At 59.7% G+C, this 26,973-nt stretch carries 22 protein-coding genes and 1 tRNA gene; 16 read left to right on the forward strand and 7 right to left on the reverse strand.

The window, feature by feature from the left end:
• Window positions 1-36 precede the first annotated feature (36 nt).
• The 3 genes from pepN to B0B52_RS20370 all read left to right on the forward strand — a co-directional run bounded on the left by pepN (window position 37) and on the right by B0B52_RS20370 (window position 3,864).
• Entirely contained in the window at window positions 37-2,733 is a 2,697-nt protein-coding gene (pepN, locus tag B0B52_RS20360; RefSeq protein ID WP_077595489.1) for an aminopeptidase N, read from the forward strand.
• Between the two features lie 12 nt (window positions 2,734-2,745).
• Complete coding sequence (locus tag B0B52_RS20365; protein WP_077595490.1) at window positions 2,746-3,765, forward strand: class 1 fructose-bisphosphatase; 1,020 nt, start codon at window positions 2,746-2,748, stop codon at window positions 3,763-3,765.
• Between the two features lie 23 nt (window positions 3,766-3,788).
• Window positions 3,789-3,864, forward strand: a tRNA-Thr gene (locus B0B52_RS20370).
• Window positions 3,865-4,232: 368 nt separating this feature from the next.
• Here B0B52_RS20370 and B0B52_RS20375 read toward each other — a convergent pair.
• A complete protein-coding gene (locus tag B0B52_RS20375; RefSeq protein ID WP_168173603.1) occupies window positions 4,233-5,069 on the reverse strand; it encodes a class I SAM-dependent methyltransferase in 837 nt (278 codons plus the stop codon).
• Window positions 5,070-5,138: 69 nt separating this feature from the next.
• Here B0B52_RS20375 and B0B52_RS20380 point away from each other — a divergent pair, with 69 nt between their 5' ends.
• A complete protein-coding gene (locus tag B0B52_RS20380; RefSeq protein ID WP_168173604.1) occupies window positions 5,139-5,885 on the forward strand; it encodes a hypothetical protein in 747 nt (248 codons plus the stop codon).
• Window positions 5,878-6,816 carry a class I SAM-dependent methyltransferase gene (locus tag B0B52_RS20385; protein ID WP_077595493.1) on the forward strand — a complete coding sequence of 313 codons (939 nt, stop codon included), beginning with the start codon at window positions 5,878-5,880 and terminating at the stop codon, window positions 6,814-6,816. The genes B0B52_RS20380 and B0B52_RS20385 overlap by 8 nt, the downstream gene beginning before the upstream one ends.
• Here B0B52_RS20385 and B0B52_RS20390 read toward each other — a convergent pair.
• The 5 genes from B0B52_RS20390 to B0B52_RS20410 form a co-directional block, all read right to left on the reverse strand.
• A complete protein-coding gene (locus tag B0B52_RS20390; protein WP_077595494.1) occupies window positions 6,761-7,627 on the reverse strand; it encodes a class I SAM-dependent methyltransferase in 867 nt (288 codons plus the stop codon). The two genes, B0B52_RS20385 and B0B52_RS20390, sit on opposite strands and share 56 nt — an antisense overlap.
• The gene (locus B0B52_RS20395; RefSeq protein WP_077595495.1) at window positions 7,624-12,825 is read right to left on the reverse strand and encodes a tetratricopeptide repeat protein; all 5,202 of its coding nucleotides are present in this window, start codon (window positions 12,823-12,825) and stop codon (window positions 7,624-7,626) included. The genes B0B52_RS20390 and B0B52_RS20395 overlap by 4 nt, the downstream gene beginning before the upstream one ends.
• Before the next feature lie 4 nt (window positions 12,826-12,829).
• A complete protein-coding gene (locus B0B52_RS20400) occupies window positions 12,830-13,879 on the reverse strand; it encodes a glycosyltransferase (RefSeq protein WP_254425789.1) in 1,050 nt (349 codons plus the stop codon).
• Window positions 13,880-13,953: 74 nt separating this feature from the next.
• The gene (locus B0B52_RS20405) at window positions 13,954-14,787 is read right to left on the reverse strand and encodes a FecR domain-containing protein (RefSeq protein ID WP_077595496.1); all 834 of its coding nucleotides are present in this window, start codon (window positions 14,785-14,787) and stop codon (window positions 13,954-13,956) included.
• Between the two features lie 12 nt (window positions 14,788-14,799).
• On the reverse strand, window positions 14,800-16,170 hold the full coding sequence (locus B0B52_RS20410; RefSeq protein WP_077595497.1) for a M48 family metallopeptidase: 1,371 nt from the start codon (window positions 16,168-16,170) through the stop codon (window positions 14,800-14,802).
• 184 nt (window positions 16,171-16,354) lie between these two features.
• Between B0B52_RS20410 and B0B52_RS20415 the strand changes: the two genes are divergently transcribed.
• The 3 genes from B0B52_RS20415 to B0B52_RS20425 are packed head-to-tail and all read left to right on the forward strand — an operon-like array spanning window position 16,355 to window position 18,690.
• Window positions 16,355-17,029, forward strand: coding sequence for a methyltransferase domain-containing protein (locus B0B52_RS20415; protein WP_077595498.1), 675 nt, complete (start codon window positions 16,355-16,357; stop codon window positions 17,027-17,029).
• 17 nt (window positions 17,030-17,046) lie between these two features.
• Window positions 17,047-18,465: a mannose-1-phosphate guanylyltransferase/mannose-6-phosphate isomerase gene (locus tag B0B52_RS20420; protein WP_077595499.1), complete on the forward strand. Its 1,419-nt coding sequence runs from the start codon at window positions 17,047-17,049 to the stop codon at window positions 18,463-18,465.
• Between the two features lie 12 nt (window positions 18,466-18,477).
• Window positions 18,478-18,690: a hypothetical protein gene (locus tag B0B52_RS20425; RefSeq protein WP_077595500.1), complete on the forward strand. Its 213-nt coding sequence runs from the start codon at window positions 18,478-18,480 to the stop codon at window positions 18,688-18,690.
• A 119-nt stretch (window positions 18,691-18,809) separates the two neighbouring features.
• Here the strand turns inward: B0B52_RS20425 and B0B52_RS20430 are convergent, their stop codons facing one another.
• The gene (locus B0B52_RS20430) at window positions 18,810-19,736 is read right to left on the reverse strand and encodes a LysR substrate-binding domain-containing protein (protein ID WP_077595501.1); all 927 of its coding nucleotides are present in this window, start codon (window positions 19,734-19,736) and stop codon (window positions 18,810-18,812) included.
• A 100-nt stretch (window positions 19,737-19,836) separates the two neighbouring features.
• Here B0B52_RS20430 and B0B52_RS20435 point away from each other — a divergent pair, with 100 nt between their 5' ends.
• The 8 genes from B0B52_RS20435 to B0B52_RS20470 all read left to right on the forward strand — a co-directional run bounded on the left by B0B52_RS20435 (window position 19,837) and on the right by B0B52_RS20470 (window position 26,960).
• A complete protein-coding gene (locus tag B0B52_RS20435; protein ID WP_077595502.1) occupies window positions 19,837-20,289 on the forward strand; it encodes a hypothetical protein in 453 nt (150 codons plus the stop codon).
• An 86-nt stretch (window positions 20,290-20,375) separates the two neighbouring features.
• Window positions 20,376-21,593: a PLP-dependent aspartate aminotransferase family protein gene (locus B0B52_RS20440; RefSeq protein WP_077595503.1), complete on the forward strand. Its 1,218-nt coding sequence runs from the start codon at window positions 20,376-20,378 to the stop codon at window positions 21,591-21,593.
• A 29-nt stretch (window positions 21,594-21,622) separates the two neighbouring features.
• Window positions 21,623-22,594, forward strand: a complete 972-nt coding sequence (locus tag B0B52_RS20445) for a transporter substrate-binding domain-containing protein (protein ID WP_077595504.1) — start codon at window positions 21,623-21,625, stop codon at window positions 22,592-22,594.
• Window positions 22,595-22,635: 41 nt separating this feature from the next.
• A complete protein-coding gene (locus B0B52_RS20450; RefSeq protein ID WP_077595505.1) occupies window positions 22,636-23,370 on the forward strand; it encodes an amino acid ABC transporter permease in 735 nt (244 codons plus the stop codon).
• A 1-nt stretch (window position 23,371) separates the two neighbouring features.
• Complete coding sequence (locus tag B0B52_RS20455; protein WP_077595506.1) at window positions 23,372-24,061, forward strand: amino acid ABC transporter permease; 690 nt, start codon at window positions 23,372-23,374, stop codon at window positions 24,059-24,061.
• 8 nt (window positions 24,062-24,069) lie between these two features.
• Entirely contained in the window at window positions 24,070-24,801 is a 732-nt protein-coding gene (locus B0B52_RS20460) for an amino acid ABC transporter ATP-binding protein (RefSeq protein ID WP_077595507.1), read from the forward strand.
• Between the two features lie 163 nt (window positions 24,802-24,964).
• A complete protein-coding gene (locus tag B0B52_RS20465; protein WP_077595508.1) occupies window positions 24,965-25,468 on the forward strand; it encodes a plastocyanin/azurin family copper-binding protein in 504 nt (167 codons plus the stop codon).
• A 307-nt stretch (window positions 25,469-25,775) separates the two neighbouring features.
• Window positions 25,776-26,960 carry a fumarylacetoacetate hydrolase family protein gene (locus B0B52_RS20470; RefSeq protein ID WP_077595623.1) on the forward strand — a complete coding sequence of 395 codons (1,185 nt, stop codon included), beginning with the start codon at window positions 25,776-25,778 and terminating at the stop codon, window positions 26,958-26,960.
• The last annotated feature ends 13 nt before the right edge of the window (window positions 26,961-26,973 follow it).

Here is a 26,973-nt window from a genome sequence, read left to right on the forward strand (position 1 = left end):
TGCTACGGCCCAGACCAATCACCCGAAAGTAAACCAATGTTGTCCAGAGAAGGTAATTCACCCACCATCCACCGTGCAGATTACGTTGCACCCGCTTACTGGATCGACACCGTCGAACTGTGTTTTGACCTGGACCCGGCCAAAACGCGCGTGCTCAACAAAATGACGCTGCGCCGCAATGCAGACGTACCGCCCCAGCCCCTCAAGCTTCATGGCGAAGAATTGAACCTGGCACGCGTGCTGGTCAACGGCCAGGGCACCTCCTTCAAGATGGAAGGCGAGCTGCTGGTGCTGGAAAACCTGCCCGAAGGCACCGAGTCTTTTGACCTGGAAATTTTCACCACCTGTTTCCCGGTGAAAAACACCAAGCTGATGGGCCTGTACGTCAGCAACGACTCTTTCTTCACCCAGTGCGAGGCCGAAGGCTTCAGGCGCATCACCTATTTTCTGGACCGCCCCGATGTGATGGCCAGCTATACGGTGACCCTGCGCGCCGACAAAGCCAAATACCCAGTGCTGCTATCCAACGGCAACCTGGTCGAGCAAGGTGAACTGGCTGAAGGCCGCCACTTTGCCAAATGGGTGGATCCGCACAAGAAGCCTGCCTACCTGTTTGCACTGGTGGCCGGCCAGCTGGTGGCGCGCGAGCAGCGCATCACCTCGCGCGCCGGCAAAAACCATTTGCTGCAGGTTTATGTGCGCCCGGGCGACCTGGACAAGACCGAACACGCGATGAACTCGCTGATGCATTCGGTCGCCTGGGACGAAGCCCGCTTCGGCCTGAGCCTGGACCTGGAACGCTTCATGATTGTTGCCACGAGCGACTTCAACATGGGCGCCATGGAAAACAAGGGCCTGAACATTTTCAACACCAAGTACGTGCTGGCGAATCAGGCCACGGCCACGGACACCGACTACTCGAACATCGAAAGCGTGGTCGGCCACGAGTACTTCCACAACTGGACCGGCAACCGCATCACCTGCCGCGACTGGTTTCAGCTCAGCCTCAAGGAAGGCCTGACTGTTTTCCGCGATCAAGAGTTTTCACAAGACCTGTGCGGCGAGGCCTCGGCCCGCGCCGTCAAGCGCATTGAAGACGTGCGTGTGCTGCGCACCGCGCAATTCCCCGAAGACGCCGGCCCCATGGCACACCCGGTGCGCCCCGACAGCTACATTGAAATCAGCAACTTCTACACCGTCACCATCTACGAAAAAGGTGCGGAAGTGGTGCGCATGATGCAGACGCTTGTTGGCCGTGATGGGTTTGCCAAAGGCATGAAGCTCTACTTCGAGCGGCACGACGGCCAGGCCGTCACCTGCGACGACTTCGCGCAGGCGATTGCCGATGCCAACCCGGCCTCTGACCTGGCGCGCCTGCTGCCGCAGTTCAAGCGCTGGTACAGCCAGGCCGGCACGCCGCGCGTGCACGCCGAAGGCGTGTACGACGCCGTTGCGCGCAGCTACACCCTCACGCTCACGCAAAGCTGCCCGCCCACGACTGGCCAGCCGACCAAGGAACCGTTTGTCATACCGGTGGGCCTGGGCCTTCTAGGCACCAGCGGCAAAGACCTGCCACTGCAGCTGGAAGGTGAAGCCGCTCCCATGGCCACGCCGCGCACCTTTGTGCTGACGCAAGCCAGCGAAACCCTGCGCTTCGTCAATGTCGATGTGGAACCCGTGCCTTCCATCCTGCGCGGCTTCACCGCGCCGGTGGTGCTGGAGTTTGACTACAGCGACGCCCAGTTGCTGCATCTGCTGGCAAACGACAGCGACCCCTTCAACCGCTGGGAAGCGGGGCAACGCCTGGCGGTGCGAAGCGCTATTAAATCAATAGCTGGTGACGCAGGCGCCACAAGGGCAAACCCGCTAAATGATGCCTATATCTGGGCGATGCGCAACGTTTTGCACCACCCGGGGCTGGACGCCGCCTTCAAGGAGCTGGTACTGACCTTGCCTTCGGAAACCTACATTGCCGAGCAACTGGCCGTGGTCGACCCGCAGCAAATTCATGCGGTGCGCGAAGCCATGCGCCTTCAGCTGGCCACCGCGCTGCAGGCCGACTGGGAAGCCGCCTACGACACCAACCACGACACCGGCGCCTACACACCCGACCCGTTGTCTTCAGGCCGCCGCGCCCTGGCCGGCATGGCGCTGACCCAGCTGTGTATCGCTGCAGTCGCGAGCGGCGATGCAGTCTGGCCCGGCAAAACCCTGCAGCGCTTCAAAGATGCCGGCAACATGACCGACCGCTTCAACGCGCTGGCGGCCCTGGTGTCCAGTGGCCACCCACTGGCCACCAAAGCCTTGCAGCGCTTTCACGCCATGTTCAAGGACGAGGCGCTGGTAATCGACAAATGGTTCAGCCTGCAGGCCAGCGCGCCGGACCGCGGCGGCAACATCCTGCCGGCCGTCAAGCAACTCATGAAACACCACGACTTCAGCCTGCGCAACCCCAACCGCGCGCGCAGTGTCGTCAGCACCTACTGCCAGGGCAACCCGGCAGGCTTTCATCGTGCAGACGCGGCCGGCTACGTCTTCTGGAGCGAACGCGTGATCGAGCTCGACGCCATGAACCCTCAAGTGGCGGCGCGCCTGGCACGCGCGTTGGACCGCTGGAGCAAGCTGGCCGAGCCTTACCGCAGCGCAGCTCGCGAAGCGATAGCCCGCGTGGCCGCTCGCACTGATCTCAGCAAGGACACCCACGAAGTCGTCACGCGCGCTTTAGCCGACTAACAAGGAACCCTCATGTCCCAAAAAATCTCCCTCACCCGTTACCTCGTTGAACAACAACGCATCGACGGCCACATCCCCGCGCAGTTGCGTCTGTTGCTTGAAGTGGTGGCCCGTGCCTGCAAAAGCATCAGCCAGGCCGTCAACAAAGGCGCGCTGGGCAGCGTGATGGGCAGCGCCGAGAGCGAGAACGTTCAAGGCGAGATCCAGAAAAAACTCGACATCATCGCCAATGAAGTGCTGATCGAAGCCAATGAATGGGGCGGCCACCTGGCCGGCATGGCGTCTGAAGAAATGGACAGCATTTATGTGGTGCCCAACCGCTACCCGCAGGGCGAATACCTGCTGCTGTTTGACCCCCTCGACGGCTCCAGCAACATCGACATCAACGTCAGCATCGGCACCATCTTCAGCGTGTTGAAGATGCCCGACGACGACCGCGGTGTCGACGAAGCCGACTTCCTGCAAGCCGGCAACAAACAAGTCGCCGCTGGCTACTGCATCTACGGCCCTCAAACCACGCTGGTGCTGACGGTGGGCGATGGCGTCGCCATGTTCACGCTGGACCGCGAACAGGGCTCGTTTGTGCTGATTGAAGAAAACGTGCAAATCCCCGATGACACGCAAGAGTTCGCCATCAACATGAGCAACATGCGGCACTGGGACGAACCCGTCAAACGCTACGTTGACGAGCTGCTGGCAGGCAAAGATGGCCCGCGCGGCAAAAACTTCAACATGCGCTGGATTGCCGCCATGGTGGCCGACGTGCACCGCATCTTGTGCCGCGGCGGCATCTTTATGTACCCCTGGGACAAACGCGAGCCCGAAAAAGCCGGCAAGCTGCGCCTGATGTACGAAGCCAACCCCATGAGCTGGCTCATCGAGCAAGCCGGCGGCATGGCCACCAACGGCCACCAGCGCATTCTGGACATTCAGCCCACCAAGCTGCACGAGCGCGTGAGTGTGATTCTGGGCTCGAAAAACGAGGTGGAACGTGTCACCGCGTACCACGCCGAGAAAACTGCCAAGCTATAATTGCAAGCTGTATTTCAGAATAAGCCGGTGTAGCTCAGTCGGTAGAGCAGCTCATTCGTAATGAGAAGGTCGGGTGTTCGATTCATCTCTCCGGCACCAAATGAAAGCCTCTGTTTCTCGCGAAACAGAGGCTTTTTCATGTACTCAACGCGTAACCCGATTTCACTGGGCGACAAATCGGTTACCTGGCTAGGAACCTGGGCGGCCTGGCGGTGTGCAGCTGATGACGATTTCAGGCCAGGCACAGATGCATCTTTACCGGGACTGAGGTGGCAACAAACGGGACAAGCATCTCAGCGGTATCCATGTTTTTGGCCAAAACCCGCAGCTGCGGGATGTGTTGACGGACCCGGATTGCTACGTCGACGTGCAGCACTCGCATGATTACATGCTAGCGACCTGGCAGACCTACTTCGACGTGCTGGCCATCATCCCGGCCCTCGGCATGGGGCAGGACGTCGTGGCTCTCAGGGCGAGACCGGGCTGAGGCGCTGCATCCAGAAGCTTCCGCCCCCACCGAGCGCGGGGCAACGCGGGAACACGGAACTGACGGCCTCCCCATGGCGGGTGGACATGTAATGCGCCATCCACACCACACGCCACTGGCTGTTGAACATCAAAAAAGCGTGCAGCAGGTATTGCTCGCTCCAGCTTCGCTCCTCGGTCAGCACCCAGGGCTTGGGGTACTCGTCGGGCAGGAAGATATCGTGCAGGTGCACATACACACCCGGTTTCAAGCGGGGCAGCACCTCGAAGAACAATAAATTGACATCGCTGCCCGTCTTGCAGACATGCGATGAGTCGATGAACAGCACATCCCCACTTTCCAGCCGGTCGAAAAGCGCCAGGTCCACATCCTGAAGGCGGGAGGTCACCAGGCGGGTGATGCCCTCAACCCCCGCAACGAGAAAATCGCGCGGATAAGGCTCGATGCAGGTGATGTCGATGCCGCCGCCGAACGCGCGGCGATTCGCATCAGCCATGACCAGTGAGGAGAAGCCCGAGCCGACCTCGATCACGCGCTTTGGTTTGAGCAGGCACAGGGCGCCGAACAAAAACTCGGCGTCCAGAACGGGGAACATGCCGTTCATGTAGTAGTAGCGGTCAGGCTCCGGCGGCGCATCGACCGGGTAGTCAATCGCGGCCAGATGCGGCCGGAGGCTTTGCAGCAGTTCCAGTTGCCGCGGTATCTGCATGTCGACACCCGCCAGGCCCGGTCGCGGCGCCCATATCTGCTTTTCCCGCCGCAGAAGGTCGTCGGGGTCTGGAATCGACGAATAGTAGTGTCCGGGAGGGAAACCCATGCATGCTCCTGTTGAGATTGCATTGTAAGATTTCGAACTACCCAGATCCACGGCCCCAACCCGAAACTCATGTACATCCAACCCCGCACTGTAAAGCTCGAAGACTGCGATTTTTACCATTCGTTCACGCTGCCGGAGGGAGAGGTCGTCGGGCAATGGGACCTCCGCGATAACTGGCAGCCCTACCTCGGCCATGTTGATTTTTCCGGACGATCGGTGCTGGAGATCGGCCCGGCCAGCGGATTTTTGTCTTTTTGCATGGAACGCGCGGGCGCCCAGGTCACGGCGCTGGAACCACCCATGTCGCACCTCTGGGACGTGGTGCCGTCGCAGGGCGTTGACATCCCCGCCTGGCGCGCCGACTTCTCCAAAGGTATCGAACGTGTTCGCAATTCCTTCTGGTACGCGCACGCCATGATGAAGTCGACGGTGCGCATGGTTGAAGTCGAACCGTACAGGATTCCCGACACCCTGGGCAGCTTTGATGTCGGTCTGCTGGCAGCCGTGCTGCTGCACTGCAGGCGGCCGTTTGACCTTCTGGAAAGCGTGGCCGCGCGAACACGCAAGACCATCATCGTGACAGAGGTTTACGACGCCTCGCTGGGCGAGCAGGCCGCCTGCGCATTTTTACCGCACCGCGGTGTCGACCAGGTGCACACCTGGTGGCATTTCACGCCACAGTTTTTTATCTCGGCGCTGGAGCTTTTGGGTTTTACCGAGGCGAGGGTTGTTTTTCACACCCAGCCGCAACCGGCGGCGGGGGGCAGGTCTGTCGAGCTCTTCACCGTGGTGTGCGAACGGCCGGGCCATGCCTGACGCCGATTTGTCCGCCATGCTGGATGCCACCTGGGGCGACCCCGGCACCTGGGTGGCCAATGGCCAGCAATGGACGCACCTGGAGGAAATCCATCACATGATCAACCGCCGCGTGAGCGGTGACCCAGCGGTCAAACCGCTGGCCTGGTTTGGCAAGCGACTGGCCGACGCCGACTGTTTGCCGCTGCGCCGCATCCTGGTGCTCGGCTGCGGCGCCGGCCATCTGGAACGTGAACTGCACGGCCTCGGCTGGGCCCGTGAAATCGTGGCGTTTGACCTATCGCCCAAGGTGCTGGATGTCGCCCGGAAAAATGCGGCTGGGCTGGACGGCATCAGCTATGTGCTGGCCAGCATGGACGAGCTGCCCGTCGGGCTGGCGCCCTTCCTGCCGGGCAGTTTTGATGCGGTGCTGGGCGTGTCCAGCGTTCACCATTGCGCGCAACTGGAAAGGCTGTACGCGTCGGTGGCGCAGCTTCTCACGCCGGACGGCTGGTTTTACCTGGACGAGTATGTGGGGCCGGACCGCTTTCAGTATTCACAGCGGCACCTGGCACAACTCATCGCATTGGCCAACCTGCTGCCCGAACGCATGCTGGCCAACCAGCACGGTGTGGTCAAAAATGGCTTTCGCGCGCCCACGGTGGCCGAGGTGGTGGCGGTGGACCCGAGCGAGGCAGTGCGCTCTTCAAGCATCCTGCCCCTGTTGCCAAACTACTTTCAGGTGGTGGCCCAGCGTCCTTATGGCGGATCATTGCTGCATGTGCTGCTGGCCGAGGTTGCGCAGAATTTTCAGGCGCCTGAGGCCAAGCCCTGGCTCCAGGCGCTCATCGACGCCGAGGACGACCTGGACCGGCTGGGCCGGCTGGAACATCATTTCAGCTGCGTGATTGCGCGCCAGCGTCCTCACCAGAACCAGTTAACCAGCGCCTGACCCAGTCGTAGTCGTTGGCCCCCAAAGGGCGCGCCGCAAATTCCGGCCGTTCGATAACCTTGTCTGCTGCCAGTGCCGCATAGGTCGCCAAAATATCGTCACGCCGGTCACGCAGCCATGTTGATGTGGGGTCCAGGCCTGTGACCAGCGTGAGCCCGGTCGGGGCCACCGGCAGCGTGACCATCCGCAACTCCGGCCTCAGGCCGCGCAGGCAAGGCACGATCTTCCAGCCATCACCGGTATAAAACCCCGATTGTCGCGTCGGCGAAGCGGTGAGTTCAGTAAGAGGCAGCGTGTCATGCAGCACGATCAACGCGCCCGGTGCGGCCCACGGCTCCAGCCGGATGAAGTCATCCAGCACGCTTTCGAAGCGGTGGTCGCCATCGACAAAGGCCAGGTTGAAACCCTGCCTATGCAAGAGGCAGCCGACGGGCGGGGCGCGAAAAAAATCTGCGCTCGACTGCCGGTAAAGCCGCGTGGGGGCGGTGCAACGGGAAAGCGGGTCGCCCATGGGCGCAGGGTCAATGCCGATGGCTTGTGTTGGCGCTTGGGCCAGCGCAAGTGACTCGCCTTTTTCGACGCCGATTTCCACATACAGCGCCGGGTGGAGCTGCTGGTGCAGCCATGCCAGCCAGTCGCGGTAGCCGGGGCCTGGCCAGCGCAACCTGGTCAACGCCACGTGGACCAGGGGCAGATTGGGCTCCAGCACCAGTGCCTGACGCAACACGGCCTCTGCCTGGCCACGGTTACCATCGGCCATCAAGCGGCCAAAACGCAGTAGCGTGGGCTGCTCCAGCGGGTGGGCCTTCATGCTTGAAGCCCCGGCCCCGGTGGCGGCATGAGTGCGCGGCGCAGGGTTTGGGCAAACAGCACCGGGTCATAACGCCGCACGCATTGCTCCCACCCTGCGCGTTGCTGGCGTTGCCAGGCCTGGTCATCGACTAGCAGCCTGGCAATGGCCGAAGCAAAGGTTTGTGCGTCCTTCGCGCCCAGGATATCAACACCGTCGCGCCACTCCAGTTGCCGCACCAGCAAGGCAGAAGCAACGGTTGGCACGCCGCCCGCCACGGCTTCAATCACCTTCGCCGGTACGCCACCCGCAAACCGCACAGGCGCCACAAATATGCGGGCGGCATCGTAGTGGGGCTCCAGCACCTCCTGCGGCCCCAGGATGCGGATGTCGGGGCCTGCCGTGGCGGCTATCTTGTGAGAAGTACATACCCCCACCACGGAGAGGATGGGCGGTGTGGGCATGCGCAGGCGCAACAGCGGCATCACCTTATCAATGAACCACAGCAAGCCATCTTCGTTGGGCGTATCCGGGTGCAGCGCGCCCACAAACAGCAGACCGCGCCGGTTGCCCAGGCCGGGCGCGTTGCGGCGCACCGCAATGCCGTGACTCAGGATATGGGTGCGATGGCCTGCTGCCTCAAAGTACTTCGCATCGCGGCCGGACACCACCAGCACATCGCTGGCGTCCGCCGCCAGTGCGATCTCGGTGCTGACCCGGTCATGGGCCGCAGCGCGTGTCAACGGACGGCCCTGTACGCCAGCCATGGCAATCTCGCGCAGCGCAAACAGCGCCTCGGCATCGTAGACCAGCCGCATGCCTGCAAACAGGTCAGGCCTGCGCGAGCGCAAGGGCTGCAGGGCCTGCAGGTTGGGCGGGCGGCTGACCACCAGCACGTCGTACACGCCCTGCCTGCCCTCCAGAAAATCCTCCAGCCCCGCCAGCCCGTAGCCCATGGCAACTTCGACGCTTTGCGGCAGAGAGGCATAAACCGCGCGCCAGTCGTCATGCGGTGTCCATAGCGGAAACAGTGTGACCGGCCAATCCTGCAGCGCCTGCAGCATGAGCCGGGCCCGGGGCAGGCCGCCGCCCTTGAACATGTGCGGGACTTCGTTGTCGATGACAAGAATGCGCGGGCGGCGCGGGCGATCTTCCGGCGAGAGCCAGCGGTCACCGTCGAGCCGCTGCGGTGCAAGCGCGGGCTGGTGTTTCAGCCAGTCGCCGTGGCGATTGAAGAACAGGTCGCGGTTGCGTTCCATCAAGATTTGGGCGCTGTTACCTGGGGCGCTTCCGCCCTCTAAATGCTCCAACAGTACCGCGGGTTCGTAAACCACGCACAGCCCCGCCTGCCAGACACGCAAACAATAGTCGGTGTCTTCGTAGTACGCCGGTGCATAGGCTTCATCAAAGCCGCCCAGCATGCGCCACAAGGCAAGAGGCGTGACGAGAAAAACACCGGATACATAGTCGGTTGTGCGCCTTGCGCGCGCGGCATGGCAAAAGGGGTCTTCGCCGCGCCCTATGCCCACCGTAAAACCGTTGCTGAAAATGACGTTGCCGGCTTCCTGCAATCCGCCATCGGTCAGCACCACACGGCCGCCCAGCACGCCAATGCTGGGGTCGGCCTGCATCGCGCGCTGCGCGGTCGCCAGCGCGCCTTCCTGCAAAATCGCGTCGCTGTTGAGAAAGACCAGGTAACGGCCGGTGGCCAACGCGGCACCCTGGCGCGCGGCGCGGATGAAGCCGGCATTGTCGGTATTGCGGATGACCTTTGCACCGCTTGTTCTTTCAAGCAATTCCGTTGTGTTGTCACCCGAGGCGTTGTCAATGATGATGGTTTCAAACTGCACGCCGCGCTGGTCTGCCAAAGCCTGCAAGGTGCGCAATGACAATCCAGCCTGGTTAAACAGCACGATCACCACGGACAGGTCTGGCATTGCGCCTGTGGCAGACACCGGCAACTCAATGCTGCGCGGCCGTGCCAGCCAGTTGGTCAGCGCCCATTGCGCATGCGCCTTGGTGCGGGCCTTGCCATCAGGCGCTTCTGCAATGGGCGCGCTGTCGGCTTTGAGGCGCGCACAGATCTGCTCTATCTGCGCGGCAACGCGACGGCCGTCCACGAGCGGTGACTGGCTGATGCGGCCCCGCAAGCTCTGGCGGTGTACGGTCAATGCGGCCCGATCCCCGGCCAGTGACACGGCAAGCGCGCAAAAATCAGCTTCGTCATCGCAGACCCATTGCGGAAAATTGAGTGCCGTCAGAATGGATGCGCCTTGCCGCGCGCCAGCCCATTCACCTGCCAACGTTACGACTGGCACGCCCATCCACAATGGATCGAGCAGACTCAGGCCGCCACCACCATTCAACGCGTCCAAAACCACGTCGATGCGTGCGAACCACGCCAGGTAAGCCGCGTGCGGCTGGAAGGGATCAAAAAACACCCTGCTGGCATCAACGCCCCGCGAACGCATGCGCGACAGGATGTCACGGCGCAAAGGCCAATCGTCCGCCACGGCACCCATAAAACGGATGGTGGATGCCGGTGTGGCCGCCACGATGCGGGCGAATGCGTCAAGGCAAGCCTCACTCAACCTGAGGCTGCGGACACAGACACCATAGGTCACATAACCATGGCTGAGCGCAGGCACCGGGCGAGGCTCAGGAGCTGCCGGCGGCGGGTCCCAGCACCACCGCCCGCCTTCGAGACGAAAGACAGCCTCATCGTACAGACCCGTTTTGTCCTGGGGAATTGAAATCTCGTCGGCCAGCAATCCGTCGAACAGGCCGCCCGCGCTGCCCCAGCAACCCAGCCAGCCCAGCTGGACCGGCGCGAGCCGGCGCGCGTAAGCCTGCAGCAATTCGAACTGCCCTTCAAAAGGGTGCAGCCCGCCCGTGTCGATCACCACATCAATGCGGTTGGCAGCGCAGGAGCCGGCCAGGGTTTCAGGCACCAGCGGCTGAACGTGCACATGAAGCGGCAAGTCGGCACAGGGCTGGTTTGTATAGACAAATACCTGCGCCTCGTCAGCCGAATGCGCGGCCAGCACGCGGCGCAGCAGGCTTTGGTGCAACTGGCTCACCACGTAGGCAATTCGCGGCCGATGGTCGGCGACGCGTTGCTGTACTGGTATGGGATGGGCAGGAAACGGCGCCAGGCCGCTGCGCAGTTTGAGTCCACGGTACCAGTCGCGCGCCTGCCGCTTCAGGGTCGCCGCATCCGCCTGCATCGACAGTGATGCGGCGTAAAGTGCCGCCGTCGCCATCCAGTCGTCCGCCTCAAGGTCTTCGCACGCCGCGCTTGCCAGCAGCCTGAAACAGGGCTGGCTTTGGGTATGCATTGCGCCAGCGACGGCATCACGCCATGCGCCGCGCAAAACCTCAATGGGCACCAGCGGCAAAGACCGGCGCGCCCGCACGTTGCCCAGGCCGGCCAGGCGCAGGATCACTTTGGCAGCATCGGCATGCCGGCCATCGCGGCGCAACAATTCTGCACAGGCTTCAAACGCGCCTTCCATGCCGCCCTCGACCATCAGCCTTGCCTTTAAAAGCAGGGCGGGCGGCCATAGGGGGCGCTCTGCAAGCATGGTGTTGGCGTCCTGCAAACCCGCCGCGAAATGGCCTGCGCGGCGACGCGATTCGGCCAGCTCCAGCCGGGGCAGAAAATCGCCTGGTTTGCATTCAATCGCGCGCAGGAAAGCCAGTTGTGCCTCGCCATACCTGGCCGCCGTCATCAGCACCCAGCCCAGGTGTCGCAGGCTGTTTGCTTGTCCGGGTTCGAGTTGCAGGGCCTGGCGCGCAGCCAGTTCCGCGTCCTCTACACGGCGCTGCTTCAGGCGCACATGCGAGAGTGCCAGCCACGCTTCAGCAGATGCCGGCGACTGGGCCACGGCCCGCTCTGCCCAGGTCTGTGCCTCGGGCAGAAGACCGGCTTTTGCAAAAACCATGGCCGCCTGGGCCTGCACAGCGTGATCGCTGGCCACGCGGGTTGTGAGTTGCCTGGCGATATCGACCGCATGGGCCGTGTGCCCCCCATCCAGCGCCAGCCAACATTGCATGCGCAGCGCCTCCAGGTTATGCGGATCCAGCCGCAACGCCCTTCGCAAAGTACGTTCAGCGCCTGAGGAGCGGCCTCGTCCCAGTTGGGCCGCGGCCAGCAAGCGCCACAGCTCCGACACCTGCGGCTGCACCCTGACACGCTTGTGCAATAGGCGGCAGGCCGCCACTGTTTCCTGCAAGTCCAGCAGCACTTGCGCCATCAGCGCATGCGCGGCCGCGTTTTCAGGCTCCTGCCCCAGCACCCGGTCGAGCAGCAATTTCGCGTCCTCGAACTGTTTGAATCCACGTTTGATCTGTGCACGCCGAAAGATCGCATCCGCCAGCCCGGGGGCGCGTTCTTGCGCTTTGGACAACGCTTCGTCTGCAGCTTTTAAATCACCCCCATCCTGCAGAAATGCACCCAGCCTGTGCCAGGCTTCGGCATTGTCCGGCTGCGCCTTCACCATGTCGCGAGCCTGCCGCAGCGCCAGTCCCGTACGGCCCCGCGCATGCGCAAGCCACATGGTTTCAGCCAGCAGATCAGCATTGCCGGGCCATTGCTCCAAGGCCTTGCGCAGCAGCGCGTCCACCTCGTCATGCCGCCGCAAATGCCGAAGGCACTGCGCCAGGCACACATGAAGGCGTAGCTGCTCAGGCGCCTGAGCATCAAAGCCGCTGATGGCCTCACGGTAGGCATGAGCCGCCTGTCCAATCTCGCCGCGCAACTGCTGTATCCAGCCTGCCTGCATGAAGCGCTGCGGTGTGCGTGCACGGTGCAGCGCCTGGGCCGCCCAATGGGCCGCATCCTCGATGCGCCCCAGGTCAATCAGCGCCCAGGCCAACGCGTACGCTGCCTCGTCCAGAGAGGCATCCAGCACGCAGGCGCGCTGAAAAGCCGCAGCAGCGCCGGCGGTATCACCGCCACGCGACAAAAGATACCCTTTGTACCAATGCAGCACCGCATCGTCTGGTGCGCGGTCAAGGGCGGGCAGCAACACTGCGGCAGCCTCTTCAGTATTGCCGGTTTGAATCAGGAAATAGCCCAAAGCGGCACAGGCTTTGGAAGACAGCCGGTCCAGCCTGACGGCATCGCGGGCGTGCGTCACGGCACCCGCCAAATCACCTGCCGCAAAGCACTGCCACGCGCTTTGCGTCAGCCGTTGCGCAGCGGGATGTGTGGCCATGCGGCTACCGCAAGGCGTGTTCGGTCAGCAGGCTCAGCAGCTGTCCGGCGATCAGCGGCGTAGCGGCGGCGTGGCTCTCTGCACGATAACGTGCAGCCGCGCCAAACGACTCATGCCCGCCCATCAACTGGCGCAAGGCTTCTGCCCAGACTTCGACAGGCTCGTGCGGGTCCAGCGTCAGCCCGCCGTCACCCACCGTCTCGGGCAGCGCACCGCGATGGCTGGCCAGCACCGGGATTCCATTGAGTTGCGCCTCGATGACGGTGCGGCCGAATGACTCTTCCCAGACCGACGGCATCAGCAACACCTTTGCCTGGGCATACACACCGCGCATGTCGTCTTGGGGCTCCAGCCATTGCACATTGCCCAGGCTGCGCGCGCGTTGCTGGCAATAGGCGCGCCAGTGCGGGTCCAGGTTCCAGCTTTCCACAACCAGAAATGGCAGGTCTGGGCAATGTTCGGCCAACGCGAACATCAGCTGTACACCCTTGATGGGCGTGGGGTTCACAAACAGCACCTTGGAGCCGTCACCCGACGTAAGGTACTTTTCCGCGTGCACCACGGGCTCAACCACATGGCAATGCAGCCCGCACAGCGCCCGCCAGCGATCGGCAGTGAAAGCCGAGTTGGCGAGGTACAGCAATGACGGGTCGGAAATCAGCATGCCGCCCAGTTGATGCACCTCCACGTTGTGCAGGTAAACAGCGGTAGGCCGGCCGGTGCGCAAACTGGCCAGCACCATGAGCGACAAGGCGTTGCCGCTTTGCACAACAATGATGGAAGCGTTCCAGGCGGCGGCAACCAGAGGCAGCACGGCAGCGGGCGAAGTTGCCCGCATGCAAAGGTAGCCTAGTGCTTCGTCACTGAATGTCAGGTGGTCCGGGTCAGCTGTTCCTGGCCCTGATTGCGCGGCAGCAAGGTTCAGGCCGCACAGTACTGCGACCTCCGCACCGACGACACCCATGGCAAGGCAAAGGTCATGGGTGGTGGTCTGCAGCCCGCCCTTGATATCGGGAAGATGGGGGTAATCAGAAACGAAGAGGACGCGTATCACCGGTCAAATCCTGGAGAAAAGTCTTGATGCCCGAGTCACGCCCTGTACCCTGGCGCATTTGCACTAAAGCAGTTTCAAGACTGGTTTTGGACTTGTCCCGTGGCCAAAATATTACGAAGAGTCTGGGAGGGGTTGCTGTTGCTATTGGTGTCGACGACATTCTTCAAACGGTCGTTTGCAAGGGTGTCGCCTGGATTGCTGCCGCCACCCGGGGTATTTCCAGTGCTGAGCAACTGCCCGGGCGGGGCACCACCCGGCTGCTGATTACCAGGGTTCCCCCCAGTAGGAGTCTCTAACCGTTGCAGCCTGCTGTTAAGTTCGCTAATCGGCATACGAAAAGGGGTCGCTGGTGGCTGGCCGGAGCCGAAGTTGGTTCCGAAGCCGGGCCGGGTAATCGTCTGTGTGTTGCCATTGTTGTCAGTCGCAGACATGCGCTGCCCGAACAAAAAGACGCCGCTGGTCTTTTGACCATCCGTTTCTACGATGGTAATGCCCCCACGGATACCAATGGTAGCTGTGCCGGCGCGAACAACTGTGTCGGTCTTTTTGCTGATCAGACCACCCACCACGCGCAGCAGCCCTTTGGTCAGGTCGATCAGAATCTGGCCCTCTTTGGCTTTGGAATCAAACTGGTATTTCGCAATCACCAGTTCGGAGTCGGGGCCGATAGTGACGGCCGACTGGTCTGAAAACAGCACGTGAATCCTGCTGTTGGCGTCGGTGGTCAAGCGCTGGTTGGTCGTGCCGTCGATGTACATCGTGGTGGTGCCGCGCGCCGCGCCGGTTTTGACGGTGGTGGCTACGCCGGTCTGCGGGCGCCCGGGATTGGTGACGGGCTGGGCAGCGGCCAAAGGAATGGCGCTGGTAAGCGCGGCTGCGAGCAACAAATCGTTGGATAAGGGCGGCATTTTTTTAAATCCTCAGAAGCTGCGAATAATCGTGCCGGAAAGCGTCGTATTCTTGAAGTTGAAATTCGCAATATTGGCATTGTTGCGCGACTCTTCCAGCGCGAACAACAAGGACCAAACCGGTGTCACGGGAATCCGTTGGGTGATGCCCAGCTTGGACTCGCGGTCCTGCCGCTTGATGCTGGCGCTCACGGCCGGGTCGGCCCCTCCGTAGGTACGGCGCAGGGTGCTGCCATAAACAGCGGTCGTCCATTTGCCGCCACCTGATATCGGGCTGGCATAAGACAACGCATACGTCAGCTGGACTTCATGCGAGTCGGAGTCGTAAAAATCCCGCCCGGTGCGATTGCGCCGCATGATGTAGTCGGCCGACACGGTGTGGCCCGCCGTCATTTCGTGAGTCCAGCGGGCACGAAGGCTGTCCACGCGGCCACTGAGAAGGTCGGCGCTGGGAACGTCGATGCGGTTGGCAAAGGAGCGTCGCTGGCTGTCCACGGTGGCCTCGACAAAAGTGCGTTCGCTGACGAGCCAGCTGGCGTCCAGCCCCAGACCATAAGTGTCGAAAAATTGCTTTCCCTGGGCCTGGACGTTCGACCACAGAATATGCGGCCGGATGGTCAGGTTTGCCATGTCCGCCGGTAGCGGTTTGAACTGCAGCCCGGTCGAGAAATCCAGCACGAACAGGTCGTACGGCTTGGTGGGGTTGGCCACGACCTGGCTGCCGGCGGACGAGTCGTAGTGGGTCAGGTAGGCGCCGAAGCTGCTCTGGATTCCGGCTGAGTTCTGCTTTTCCAGGTCATAAAAATGGCGCAGGCGCAGGCCAAGATTGACATCGGTATTGGACTCACGGGTTTGGGGGTTGGGCACGGACACGCCGCCCGAAAGCACCTGTGAACTGTCGGTTCGATACAGGGGGTTGCTCTGGTGCCGCAAGCCAAAGGTGAATGCCCCGCTCAGCTGTGAGACCTGGCTGCGTTTGGCGATATCGGCGATCAGCGCATTTGCAAGGGCCCGGTGATCATCCGGAAGGCGGTTGTCTTCCACCGCCCTGCGCAGCATGGCCTCCGCCTGTGCATAGGAGGCCAGGCGGTAATAAAGCACGCCTATATCCACCCGCAGGCTGGGGCTGGCATCGGGCTCCAGCAGAAGCCGCTCCAGCGCCGCAATGCCACCTTCGTAATTGCCCTGTCGGACCAGCAGTTGCGAGTAGGCGGACCATAGGGGCAGGTTTTGGGGTTGCTGCAGCACCTGACGGAAAGCTTCATCGCTTTGGCGCTCTAGGGCCTCTGTCGCGCCGGTTTGTGCGGCTGCGTGAGCGCAGGCAAACAACGCCAAAACTGCTGAAAACCTGCGGCTGCACTGGTAAAAGGTGGGCAATGGCATGGTTCAAACCACTTTCTCTTTTTGAGCTATTGGATCGCGACGAATAGCGAGTCTTGCTCTACAACTGTCTGTTACAAATGACTTTATCATATGGACGTGTGTTTTCCGCCCTTTTTTTGGTGTCGGCGCATCCCCGTGTGGTTTGCAGGCACTTCCGTACAAGCACAACAGAAAGCAGTAACGGATGCACCCCACCGCCATAGACAACGGACGCCTGTTCTTCGAACGCTATGTAGCAGACGCCACAGGCAAAACCATCGTGGATGTTGGCGCGCAGAACGTAAACGGCTCATTGCGTGATGTCTGTCCTCCCGGCGCCCGTTACCTGGGCGTTGATTTTGCTGCCGGTGAAGGCGTTGACATCGTGCTTGACGACCCCTACCGGCTGCCTTTCGAGTCATCGTCTGTCGACGTGGTGGTCAGCAGCTCATGCTTCGAACACATTGAATTTTTCTGGCTGATGTTCAACGAAATTCTGCGTGTGCTCAAACCGTCGGGTATTTTTTACATGAACGCGCCCTCTAACGGTGAGTTTCACCGTTATCCGGTCGATTGCTGGCGTTTTTACCCGGATTCAGGGCAGGCATTGGTCAACTGGGGCGCAAGGGCAGGCTACCACCCTGTTTTGTTGGAGTCTTTCACCACCCGCCAGCGCCTTGACGTATGGAATGACTATGTAGCCGTCTTCCTGAAGGATCAATCCACATTAGCCGAGCATCCTCACCGTATCCTTGACCGGATTGACAACTACACCAACGGTCAGGTTCATGGACGCGCGGGCTTTTTGCAACCGCAAACTGCACCCGAAGATCTCGCGAAGCTGCAAAGGCTGACCGGGAGCCTCAAGCCCACAGAGTAGCCTCTAATACTGTTCATATGTCGCCAGCCATCCCTCTTGTGTACCCTGTGATTTTGTCCGGCGGCGGCGGTACCCGCCTCTGGCCTTTATCGCGCACCGAATACCCCAAGCAATTGCTGACACTGACCGGGCGCGAGTCGATGCTTCAAGCCACTGCGCTAAGGGCGGCTGCGTTGCCGGGTGCGCAAGCCGCCATCGTGGTCACGAGCGAGGAGCACAGTTCTCTGGTTCGGGAGCAACTGGCACAGGCCGGTTGCGCGCCCGCCTGCATCTGCCTTGAGCCACAGGGACGAAATACCGCTCCTGCCATTGCACTGGCTGCATTGCATCTCACGTCCACCGATCCAGACGCGCTGATGCTGGTTTTGCCGTCTGACCACCTTATTGAAGACCAGGCAGCTTTTGAGGCAGCCATAGCCACCGCATCGAGAGCTGCGTTCGATGGGTGGCTGTGTACTTTTGGCGTTCCGCCGGACGGGCCCGAGTCGGGCTATGGCTACATCGAGGCGGGGGCCATGATTGACGGACTTCAGGGCGCAAGACACGTCAATCGCTTCATTGAAAAACCTGATCTGCAGACTGCCCGAAGCCTGCTTCAGGAGACCGATTATTTCTGGAACAGCGGTATGTTTGTTTTTACCGCGAGGATATTTCTGGATGAACTGAGGACACACAGGCCTGAAGTTCTGGACGCCGTCAAACTCGCCTGGGACGGGCGAAGCGAAAACGCAGGCTTTCTACGCCCTCAGGCGGCGGCATTTTCCGCATCCCCTTCCATTTCCATCGACTATGCCGTGATGCAGACCACCCGGCGGGCTGCGATGGTGCAGGCCCGCTTCGCCTGGAGTGACATTGGCAGCTGGCACAGCCTGTGGCGAGCCCTGCCCAAAGATGCCGACAACAACAGCGTGACAGGTGATGTGGTGTTGGCGGACACTCATAACTGCTTGATTCACGCCGGGCATCGACTGGTTTCGGTGGTCGGTATTGACAACGTGGCGGTCATCGAAACAGCCGATGCCGTGCTGGTCATCAACAAGAACAAGGCGCAGGATATTCGGGATGTGGTCGCGCAGTTGCAGAGCGCCGGCAGATCCGAACTGCTACGCCAGGTGCGAGTACATCGGCCTTGGGGTTGGTACGAGGTCACCGACAGGGGTGAGCGCTTTCAAGTCAAGCGGTTGATGGTTGAGCCGGGGAAACGCCTGTCTCTGCAGATGCATCACCACCGCGCGGAACATTGGGTTGTGGTGAGCGGCAAGGCACTCGTCACGATCAATGGAGCGCAAAGCCTCTTGGCCGAGAACCAGTCTGCTTTTGTGCCTCTGGGCCAAAAGCATCGCCTGGAAAATCCCAGCAGTGTTGCGCTGCACATGATCGAAATCCAGTCGGGTTCTTATCTGGGTGAAGACGACATTGTTCGTTTTGATGCCTGACTTTCTTAACCCATGGAGACTATCGTCGCCGCAATAGCAGCTTCAATAAAGATAAAGCCCCTGTTTCGCAAGAAACAGGGGCTTTTTGATGTGGAAGTGGCGGCGTTTGAATTACGTGGCGTTGCTACCTGTGACCTGGACACGCATCTGCAGCAGATAGGCCAGTTGATTGCGGCGGCAACCGAAGGCTATATGGTGGATTGGCCGTCCGTCGCTTTGCACTAAGCCGCTTAGCCGGTAACCCGCAGCCAGGCGGCATGAGGACGGGTATTTGACCACCGAGAGTCGACCAGACTACTCCACGCCGTACCCGAGCCTTCAATGCGTCAATTGAGGAGACATGCTTACACCGCTTTCAGATACTCCCGCAGCTTCTGCTCGTCAGCCTGTAGCTGGGCACGCATAAGGGACAAAAATTTCTTGGCAGTACCTGACAGGACTTGACCGGCAGGAATTGCCAGGAAGCACGAGAAAATGACGTCCACGCTTAATTTGCGAACCACCAATCCACGGTCAGCGTAATCCAAAGCGGTTATGGGGTTAACAATTCCCACGCCCAGGCCGTGCAGCGCCATCTCGCACACGCTGACGGCGTAGGGAGTGTGAATTGATACCGACAGCGTGACGCCGTGTTCGGCGAGCTTCGCTTCCAACCTCCGCCTGGATGCATCTTCCGGATTCAGCGCAAGGAAGGGCAGCTCAGCAAGCTGCTCTGGCCGGATCTGCTTGTGCCTCGCAAGGGGGTGCCCCTTCTTCATTACCACCACGCCCGGAAAAGTTGCGAATGTGGTTGGTTCCAGGCCATCCACCGAAACCTCGTCAGCCATTAGCCCAAAGTCAGCCAATCCAGATACGACCCGATCTTTCACTTCCTTGGAGCTGAGGACCTGCAGCGATACGTGAGGACGCGGGCCCTTCGCAGAAGAGGCCATCAGCTGCTTTAGGCATCGGGGCATGAAACCCAGCCCGAAGGCGGGATAGCAGGCCACCTGCAATTGGTCGACTCCAAATTCCCGCAGACTTTTAACGCGATGTTCAATGGCCCCTAAGCCGACAAACATTCGCTCGACCTCCACCAGTAAAGCCTTCGCTTCAGGTGTTGGATGCAACCTGCCACGCAGGCGCTGGAACAGTGCAAAACCCGCCTCAGTTTCCAGCCGTTTCAGCGATTGACTGATCGCTGGTTGCGTCACGCTCAGTAACGCCGCTGCTTTGCGTGCCGAACCGCTTGACATGATGGCCCGAAAAGTTTCGATCTCGGTAACGCGCATATAAGTCTAGGTTATTGAGTGATAACAATATTATCAATTAATTTATAGATCCACTTTTAGACTGCATTTGCGTTCAAAACCCAACCACGAGGATGTAGAAATGAATATTCGAGTAGCAGTTATCGCCACTTTACTGGCGACCGGATCAGCCGTCCAAGCTCACGATTTCACCCCGGACGTCACTAAATACCAGCAGCTCGCCGCGACCAAGAAGCTGGATAGCAAAGAGGCAATCCAGGCCCGACTGGCGCTCGAGCGCGCCCAGGGCCAGATGGATCAGGCCGATATCAAGATGCTCCTTCGCATCCGAAGCCTCACCAACGCGGGCCTCCGCGAACTGGGCGAGCAGCCGGCGTTCCTCTCAAGTGAATACAAGCGGCTCGAGGCTGCGTTGGCGAATCCCAAGATCAACGATCCCGCCAAGGTTGCTAAGGCCCGCGAGATATTCGCGCAGCTCAATCACGAAAAGCCGGTTTATGAGGCGCTTGAGACGGAAGCAGTGGAGAACATGAAGCAGGCGCTCAACCTGATTCAGGCCGCGCCCTCCAAATGAGTCGCCTCCAGCCCAGTCCCCTTTGTTCTTGAATCCAACCGGTGCTTGGCGGCGATAGGTCGCCAAGTACGCAACAACATTTATTAATGATCAATCAGCAAAAGCAAGTGGGTGCGGCGCAAGAGACATTCGACGCGATTAATGTTCCCGTACACCGCGCCTCCACAATACTCTTTGCCAACAGCAAGGAGTTCCTGGATCGTCGCCAACGTCTGTACGACGGCTATTCGTACGGTCTGTACGGAACTCCGACATCTCGCGCTCTTGAGAAGGCTGTCGCTGACATTGAGGGCGGAACTCGATGCGTTGTTGTCCCCTCAGGACTCGCGGCATTGACGCATAGCTTGCTGGCGTTTTGCAAAACGGGGGACCATGTCTTAGCGGCTGACTGCATCTACGGATCTACTCGTGCATTCCTGCAAAAAGCACTGAACGACTTGGGCATCTCAGTCAGCTTCTTCCCTTCGGACGCAGGATCGATACACGACCTGATCCAAGCACGTACCAAGGTGGTGCTGCTGGAGTCGCCTGGGTACTACACGATGGAAATCCAGGATATTGAGCCCATCGCACGCGAAGCCCACGCAGCCGGGGCCCTTGTGCTGATCGATAACAGCTGGGGATTTGCTGCTTCAAAAATGTTCGATCACGGCGTCGATGTGTGCTGCACAGCCCTCTCAAAGTATGCCGCAGGGCACGCGGATCTCTGCATGGGCGCCATAACGGTCAAAGACGAAGGACTGTTCCGCAGGATCAAAGAGTTCGTCTCTGCAATCGGAGCTGGAGTGTCCTCCGACGATGCCTATATGGCATTGCGCGGGTTGGCCACCTTGGAAACGCGTTTGGCCGAACATGCACGCCGTGGGCTGTCCCTCTCCAATTGGCTGCTTGAGCAGCCTGGTGTTGAACGGGTGCTGAATCCCGCCCTCGTGGGTGACCCGTATCACGAGCGATTTAAGCGCTACTTTTCGGCTGGCAACGGTTTGGTATCGGTACTCTTTCGAAACCGCTCCCGCAAGGCCTTGACCGAAATGATCGACAGCCTTACCGTATTTCGAATTGGCGCTAGCTGGGGCAGCAGCCACAGCTTGGTTGCTCTGGCGGAACCCGCTCCCACGCGAAGTATCGACGGTTGGGCGCCTGGTGAATACGTTGTTCGGTTCCATGTCGGCTTTGAACGGATGGACGATCTATTCTCAGATATCCGAGGCGCTCTGGATCGTCTGGAACATGCACCGCCACCGGGGCACTTTAGCGAAAGCTTAGATCTTCCCGTCCCGATAGCTTCTGCTTCTGTCAATTGATCTCGCCCACAAAATCTTAGGAGTACAGCATGACCTTTCACCTTCACCTTCCGCGCCCCATCTTTGCGGCAGTGTTCCTTGCCTGCTGCGCAGGCGGTCTGGCTGCCCAACCGGCAGCAAAGCAGCAACCCAAGCAGGTTGCTCCTTCCAACACTCCAGCTGTGGCGCAGCCGTTGACGGGAACGCTAGCCAAAATCCGTGACACCGGCACCATTACGCTGGGTACCCGTGGCGCGTCCGTTCCGTTCAACTACTTGGACGACGCAAACAAGCAAGCTGGTTACTCTTGGGAGATCGCCCAGCGTGTGGTTGAGCGGGTTAAAAAAGACCTGAAATTGTCGAATGTCCAAGTTAAAACGATGGAGGTCACTCCGCAAACTCGCATACCGTTGGTTGCGAACCAAACGCTCGACCTCGAATGCAGTTCTACAACTCACAACTTGGAGCGTGAGCGGCAGGTAGGGTTTTCCAACACATTTTTTGTGGTCGGTGCCCGTCTGCTGGTGCGAAAGAATTCGGGCATCAAATATTGGGCCGATTTGGTCGGCAAAAACGTAGTTGTCAGCGCTGGAACTACCGCAGAGCGGTTACTGCGCCAGGCCAACGAGAAAAACGGCTGGGGCGTCAACGTCCTCCTGGCCAAAGATATCAGTGAAAACTTTCTGATGGTCGAGACAGGTCGCGCCCAAGCCGCGATGCAGGACGATGTCATTCTTTACGGAAACATCGCACGCGCCAACAAGCCCTATGAGTGGGATGTCGTAGGCACCCCTATGGCTCAGGAGGCCTATGCCTGCATGCTGCGCAAGGACGACGCACAGTTCAAAGCCGTGGTGGACGACGTCATTGCAAAAATGATGAAAAGCGGTGAAATGGAGACGCTTTACACAAAGTACTTCCTGTCGAAGATAAATGTGAAGGGCGGAGTGACGGTGGGGATGCCAGTGCCAGAACTGATGTGGCAATTGTTCAAAAACCCGAACGACAAGCCGTTTCAGTAAGTGAAACTCATGCAGACGATGCCGAGCACTGAAGGTTCTCGATGAACTACAACTGGGATTGGCTCATCTTTTTTCGTGCGTCGGTCACGGGGGAAGGCTACTACTGGGAGATGGTGCTGCGCGGTTCGGGCTGGACTGTAGGAATTTCGCTTTTGTCCTGGTTCATCGCACTTGCCCTCGGCACAGTTGCCGGTGTGGCGCGCACCCTTCCAAATAAGCCGACTCGGTGGTTGGCAACTGTGTATGTGCACTGCTTTCGCAACACTCCTTTACTGGTCCAGCTGTTCCTCTGGTACTTCGTGGTTCCCGAACTGTTGCCTGTGCGATGGGGCGACGCAGTAAAACAGATGAATCCGACGCTCAATCAGTTTCTTACTGTCGTCGTTGCGCTGACCTTGTACACCGCTGCGAAAGCAGCAGAGCAGGTACGCGCCGGAATCGAGTCAGTGCCAAAGTCACAAACGCAGGCTGCACTCTCAGTAGGTCTAACCAGGGCTGCCGTCTACCGTTATGTATTGCTGCCTCAGGCTTTTCGCATCGTCATTCCACCAATGACCTCTGACTTTCTGAATGTCTTTAAGAATTCCGCTGTAGCACTCACGATTGGGTTGATGGAGTTGACCGGGCAATCGCGACAAATCAGTGAGTTCAGTGCCCAACCATTTGAAGCATTCGTGATGGCCACCCTCATTTACATGGTCGTGACCTACTGCGTCATCCTTCTCATGCGATGGATTGAAAAACGTAGCCGTGTCCCCGGCTTGCTGGGAGCCTGACATGGAATATAGCTTTGACTGGTCGACGGTAGTACGCGGGTGGCCATATCTGGCGCAAGGCATGGCCATGACGCTATTCCTGGTGGTCGTAGCCATGGTTTTAGGTATCGTCATCGGGACGCTGCTAGCGATGGCGCGGATGTTCGGACCTAAATCGGTTCAGATGCTCGCCGGTGGATATGTAAATCTCTTTCGTTCAGTCCCTTTGATCCTGACCATATTTTGGTTTTACTTTCTGATGCCGCCTGTGTTGCGGCTACTCACAGGGGATCCCCACCTCACGGTGGGTGCGATCTACTCGGCCTTAGCGGCATTTACATTGGCGGAATCCGCTTACTACTGTGAAATCATGCGTGCCGGGATCGGAAGCGTGCGCGGTGGGCAAATGCAAGCGGCACAGTCGGTCGGATTGACGCGCTGGCAATCGTTACGTTTCGTGATTCTGCCTCAGGCGTTTCGGAACATGACCCCGTCCTTGATCAACCAGACGGTTGCCCTATTGAAGGACACATCGCTTGTTTACGTCATCAGTTTGAACGATTTCCTTGGCGCGGCGAGCAAGTTGGGACAGCGCGATGGGCGTTTGGTTGAGATGTATTTATTCGTGGCAGCCGTTTACTTGGCGCTGTGCACGCTCGGGGTTTGGCTGGTGAATTATTTGCAGAAGCGGCGCGGACTGGCCGAGACATGAGGTGAAATGTGATCGAAATCAAGAATGTTTCTAAGTGGTACGGCAGCTTTCAAGTCCTGACCGAGTGCTCTCTGTCCGTCGCACGTGGCGAGGTTGTTGTGGTCTGTGGACCGTCGGGGTCCGGCAAGTCGACCCTCATTAAGACCGTCAATGGGCTGGAACCCTTTCAGGCGGGAGAAGTCTCGATCGACGGGACTTCTGTCGGCGCAAAGAAAACCAACCTATCGCTGTTGCGTAGTCGCGTTGGAATGGTATTTCAGAACTTTGAGTTGTTTCCGCACCTGACTGTGACTGAAAATCTGACGCTCTCGCAAATCCGCGTTCTGGGGCGGCCTAAGGAAGAGGCCGTAAGCAAGGCCCATCATTTCCTGGAGCGAGTGGGCCTGCTGGCTCACAAGAACAAGCATCCCGGGCAGCTCTCGGGGGGGCAGCAGCAGCGCGTGGCCATAGCCCGCTCCCTCTGCATGGACCCAATCGTCATGCTTTTTGACGAGCCAACATCCGCGCTGGATCCGGAAATGGTCGGAGAGGTCCTCGACGTCATGACCGAGCTGGCCAAGGAGGGAATGACCATGATGTGCGTAACCCACGAGATGGGCTTTGCCAAGCGGGTTGGGCATCGGGTTGTCTTCATGGACGCGGGTAAGGTCGTGGACGATCTGCCAGTGGCAAAATTTTTTGGTTCGACTGGTGGCACCTCAGATCGCGCCGCCGCCTTCTTGTCTCAGATCGCTCATTAGCCAATGGTGCGCGCAGCAGCTTTTGCCCGGTCCTCTGGAGGTTTTAAGCCTTCGCCACTGATGAAGACCGCACTATTCGTGGATTCGCTGACGAAGAATCAAATGGCCGCATCCGCCATTAACCCGCTATCTCACCCACTGTGTCATTGAAAGGACATTTGAAATGAAACGTTTGAACCAACTGTTGGCTGCGACACTGATCGTCATGTCTTTGGGAGCCATAGCTCATGAAGGTGAAGACCACAACAAGAAAGCTGGTCCAGTTAGGAAGGAGCAAAAGGAGTGGGGTATCGCGGGCGATGCAAAGGGTGCCAGGCGTACTGTTGAATTGACTATGTCCGATAACATGCGCTTCACTCCGAACAAGTTGGAGGTGAAGCAGGGCGACACCGTAAAGTTTGTCGTCAAAAACAGCGGCAAGGTGATGCATGAGATCGTTATAGGCACGAAAGAAGTGCTCGACGAGCACGCAGCCTTGATGGTGAAGTTTCCCAATATGGAACACGAAGAGCCATATATGGCCCACGTGGGGCCCGGTAGGAACGGCGAACTGGTCTGGACTTTCAACCGCGCAGGAGAATTCGATTTCGCGTGCTTGATCGCGGGCCACTACCAGGCGGGTATGGTGGGAAAAATCAAGGTAATAGCCAACGGGAAAAAGTCATGACTTCCGATACAGTGGAACTAGCAGCGGATCCACGGAACGTAACTTCGCTTCGACGCAAACGGGAAAACTGAGTCAACTGCTGACAGCAGCCTTTTCGAATATACATTTTGAAAAGATCTATTTCGGCTGAACTTAGATCCATCGCTAGAACCTGTACACGATGTCGCTGTTGAATTGCACTGAGGTCTGACCCGGGTCAGGTTTCGAAGGAATTCAACGCTGGCAGCTTTTGGGTCATAGCCAAGGCTTCACCACACGTATTAACATATGATGATTGACTTTTCAACATCAACCGGGTATGTGTGCCATGACGCTTTCACTCACCGCCGCTTCCATCCTTCCGCAAGACCACGCACGGGCCACGCTTGTTGGCCGGATCTGGCAACCCGGCGTGGGGCCGGTGCTGGTGGCGGTGTCTGGCGGCGCATTGCATGACCTCTCTGCCATTGCTCCCACGGCTACGCAATTGTTTGAACTGACAGACCCTGCGGCGGCCGTACAAGGTGCGCTGGCTGATGGAAGTGCCAAGCCCATCGCGCAACTGGACGTGGCGCTGGCGCAGTCAGACCCTGCCACGCAAAGCGGAAAACTGCCCTGGCTGCTGGCACCGTGCGACCTGCAGGCCCTCAAGGCGAGCGGGGTGACTTTTGTGGAGAGCTTGCTGGAGCGGGTGATTGAAGAGCAGGCGCGTGGCGATGCTTCCAAGGCGCATGGCATACGCGAGGCCTTGAGCGTGATCATGGGCGACAACCTGACGGGCATTGTGCCGGGCTCGCCGCAGGCAGCCAGTGTGAAGGAAGCGCTGCTGGCGCAGGGCGCGTGGTCGCAATACCTGGAAGTGGGCATTGGGCCGGACGCCGAGATTTTTACGAAGTCGCAGCCGATGTCGGCTGTGGGTGTGGGGGCAGACATCGGCATTCACCCGCTGTCGGTGTGGAACAACCCGGAGCCTGAAGTGGTGCTGGTCGTTAACAGCCTGGGCCAGACGGTGGGCGCCACGCTGGGCAATGACGTCAACCTGCGCGACTTTGAAGGCCGCAGCGCGCTGCTGCTGGGCAAAGCCAAAGACAACAACGCGTCGTGCGCGATTGGGCCTTTCATTCGCCTGTTTGACGCGCACTTTGGCATAGCCGATGTGCGCCGCTGTGATTTGAATCTGCGGGTGGATGGGCCCGAGGGTTTCACCATGCTGGGTAGCAGCTCTCTCACCAAGATCAGCCGCGACCCGCTGGACCTGGTGAGCCAGGCCGCAGGGGCCAACCATCAGTATCCCGACGGGTTCATGCTCTTTTTGGGCACCATGTTTGCGCCCACGCAAGATCGCATGGGCCCCGGCCAGGGCTTCACGCACGTGGTGGGCGACGTGGTGCGCATTGAGACGCCTGCGCTCGGCGCGCTGGTCAACCGCGTGTCGCACAGCGACAAGGCGCCGCCGTGGACTTTTGGCGTCACTGCCTTGATGACCAACCTGGCGGGCCGCGGGCTGCTTTAAACCGTTTGGTTTG

Origin of the sequence: Polaromonas sp. A23, assembly GCF_002001015.1 — a bacterium.
In the GTDB taxonomy this organism is placed as follows: domain Bacteria; phylum Pseudomonadota; class Gammaproteobacteria; order Burkholderiales; family Burkholderiaceae_C; genus Polaromonas.

Excerpts from the sequence above, each read along its gene's own strand:
- pepN (WP_077595489.1), top strand. The coding sequence starts at position 37 with ATGTTGTCCAGAGAAGGTAATTCACCCACCATCCACCGTGCAGATTAC.
- B0B52_RS20365 (WP_077595490.1), top strand. The coding sequence starts at position 2,746 with ATGTCCCAAAAAATCTCCCTCACCCGTTACCTCGTTGAACAACAACGC.
- B0B52_RS20375 (WP_168173603.1), bottom strand. The coding sequence starts at position 5,069 with ATGGGTTTCCCTCCCGGACACTACTATTCGTCGATTCCAGACCCCGAC.
- B0B52_RS20380 (WP_168173604.1), top strand. The coding sequence starts at position 5,139 with ATGTACATCCAACCCCGCACTGTAAAGCTCGAAGACTGCGATTTTTAC.
- B0B52_RS20385 (WP_077595493.1), top strand. The coding sequence starts at position 5,878 with ATGCCTGACGCCGATTTGTCCGCCATGCTGGATGCCACCTGGGGCGAC.
- B0B52_RS20390 (WP_077595494.1), bottom strand. The coding sequence starts at position 7,627 with ATGAAGGCCCACCCGCTGGAGCAGCCCACGCTACTGCGTTTTGGCCGC.
- B0B52_RS20395 (WP_077595495.1), bottom strand. The coding sequence starts at position 12,825 with ATGGCCACACATCCCGCTGCGCAACGGCTGACGCAAAGCGCGTGGCAG.
- B0B52_RS20405 (WP_077595496.1), bottom strand. The coding sequence starts at position 14,787 with ATGCCGCCCTTATCCAACGATTTGTTGCTCGCAGCCGCGCTTACCAGC.
- B0B52_RS20410 (WP_077595497.1), bottom strand. The coding sequence starts at position 16,170 with ATGCCATTGCCCACCTTTTACCAGTGCAGCCGCAGGTTTTCAGCAGTT.
- B0B52_RS20415 (WP_077595498.1), top strand. The coding sequence starts at position 16,355 with ATGCACCCCACCGCCATAGACAACGGACGCCTGTTCTTCGAACGCTAT.
- B0B52_RS20420 (WP_077595499.1), top strand. The coding sequence starts at position 17,047 with ATGTCGCCAGCCATCCCTCTTGTGTACCCTGTGATTTTGTCCGGCGGC.
- B0B52_RS20425 (WP_077595500.1), top strand. The coding sequence starts at position 18,478 with ATGGAGACTATCGTCGCCGCAATAGCAGCTTCAATAAAGATAAAGCCC.
- B0B52_RS20430 (WP_077595501.1), bottom strand. The coding sequence starts at position 19,736 with ATGCGCGTTACCGAGATCGAAACTTTTCGGGCCATCATGTCAAGCGGT.
- B0B52_RS20435 (WP_077595502.1), top strand. The coding sequence starts at position 19,837 with ATGAATATTCGAGTAGCAGTTATCGCCACTTTACTGGCGACCGGATCA.
- B0B52_RS20440 (WP_077595503.1), top strand. The coding sequence starts at position 20,376 with ATGATCAATCAGCAAAAGCAAGTGGGTGCGGCGCAAGAGACATTCGAC.
- B0B52_RS20445 (WP_077595504.1), top strand. The coding sequence starts at position 21,623 with ATGACCTTTCACCTTCACCTTCCGCGCCCCATCTTTGCGGCAGTGTTC.
- B0B52_RS20450 (WP_077595505.1), top strand. The coding sequence starts at position 22,636 with ATGAACTACAACTGGGATTGGCTCATCTTTTTTCGTGCGTCGGTCACG.
- B0B52_RS20455 (WP_077595506.1), top strand. The coding sequence starts at position 23,372 with ATGGAATATAGCTTTGACTGGTCGACGGTAGTACGCGGGTGGCCATAT.
- B0B52_RS20465 (WP_077595508.1), top strand. The coding sequence starts at position 24,965 with ATGAAACGTTTGAACCAACTGTTGGCTGCGACACTGATCGTCATGTCT.
- B0B52_RS20470 (WP_077595623.1), top strand. The coding sequence starts at position 25,776 with ATGACGCTTTCACTCACCGCCGCTTCCATCCTTCCGCAAGACCACGCA.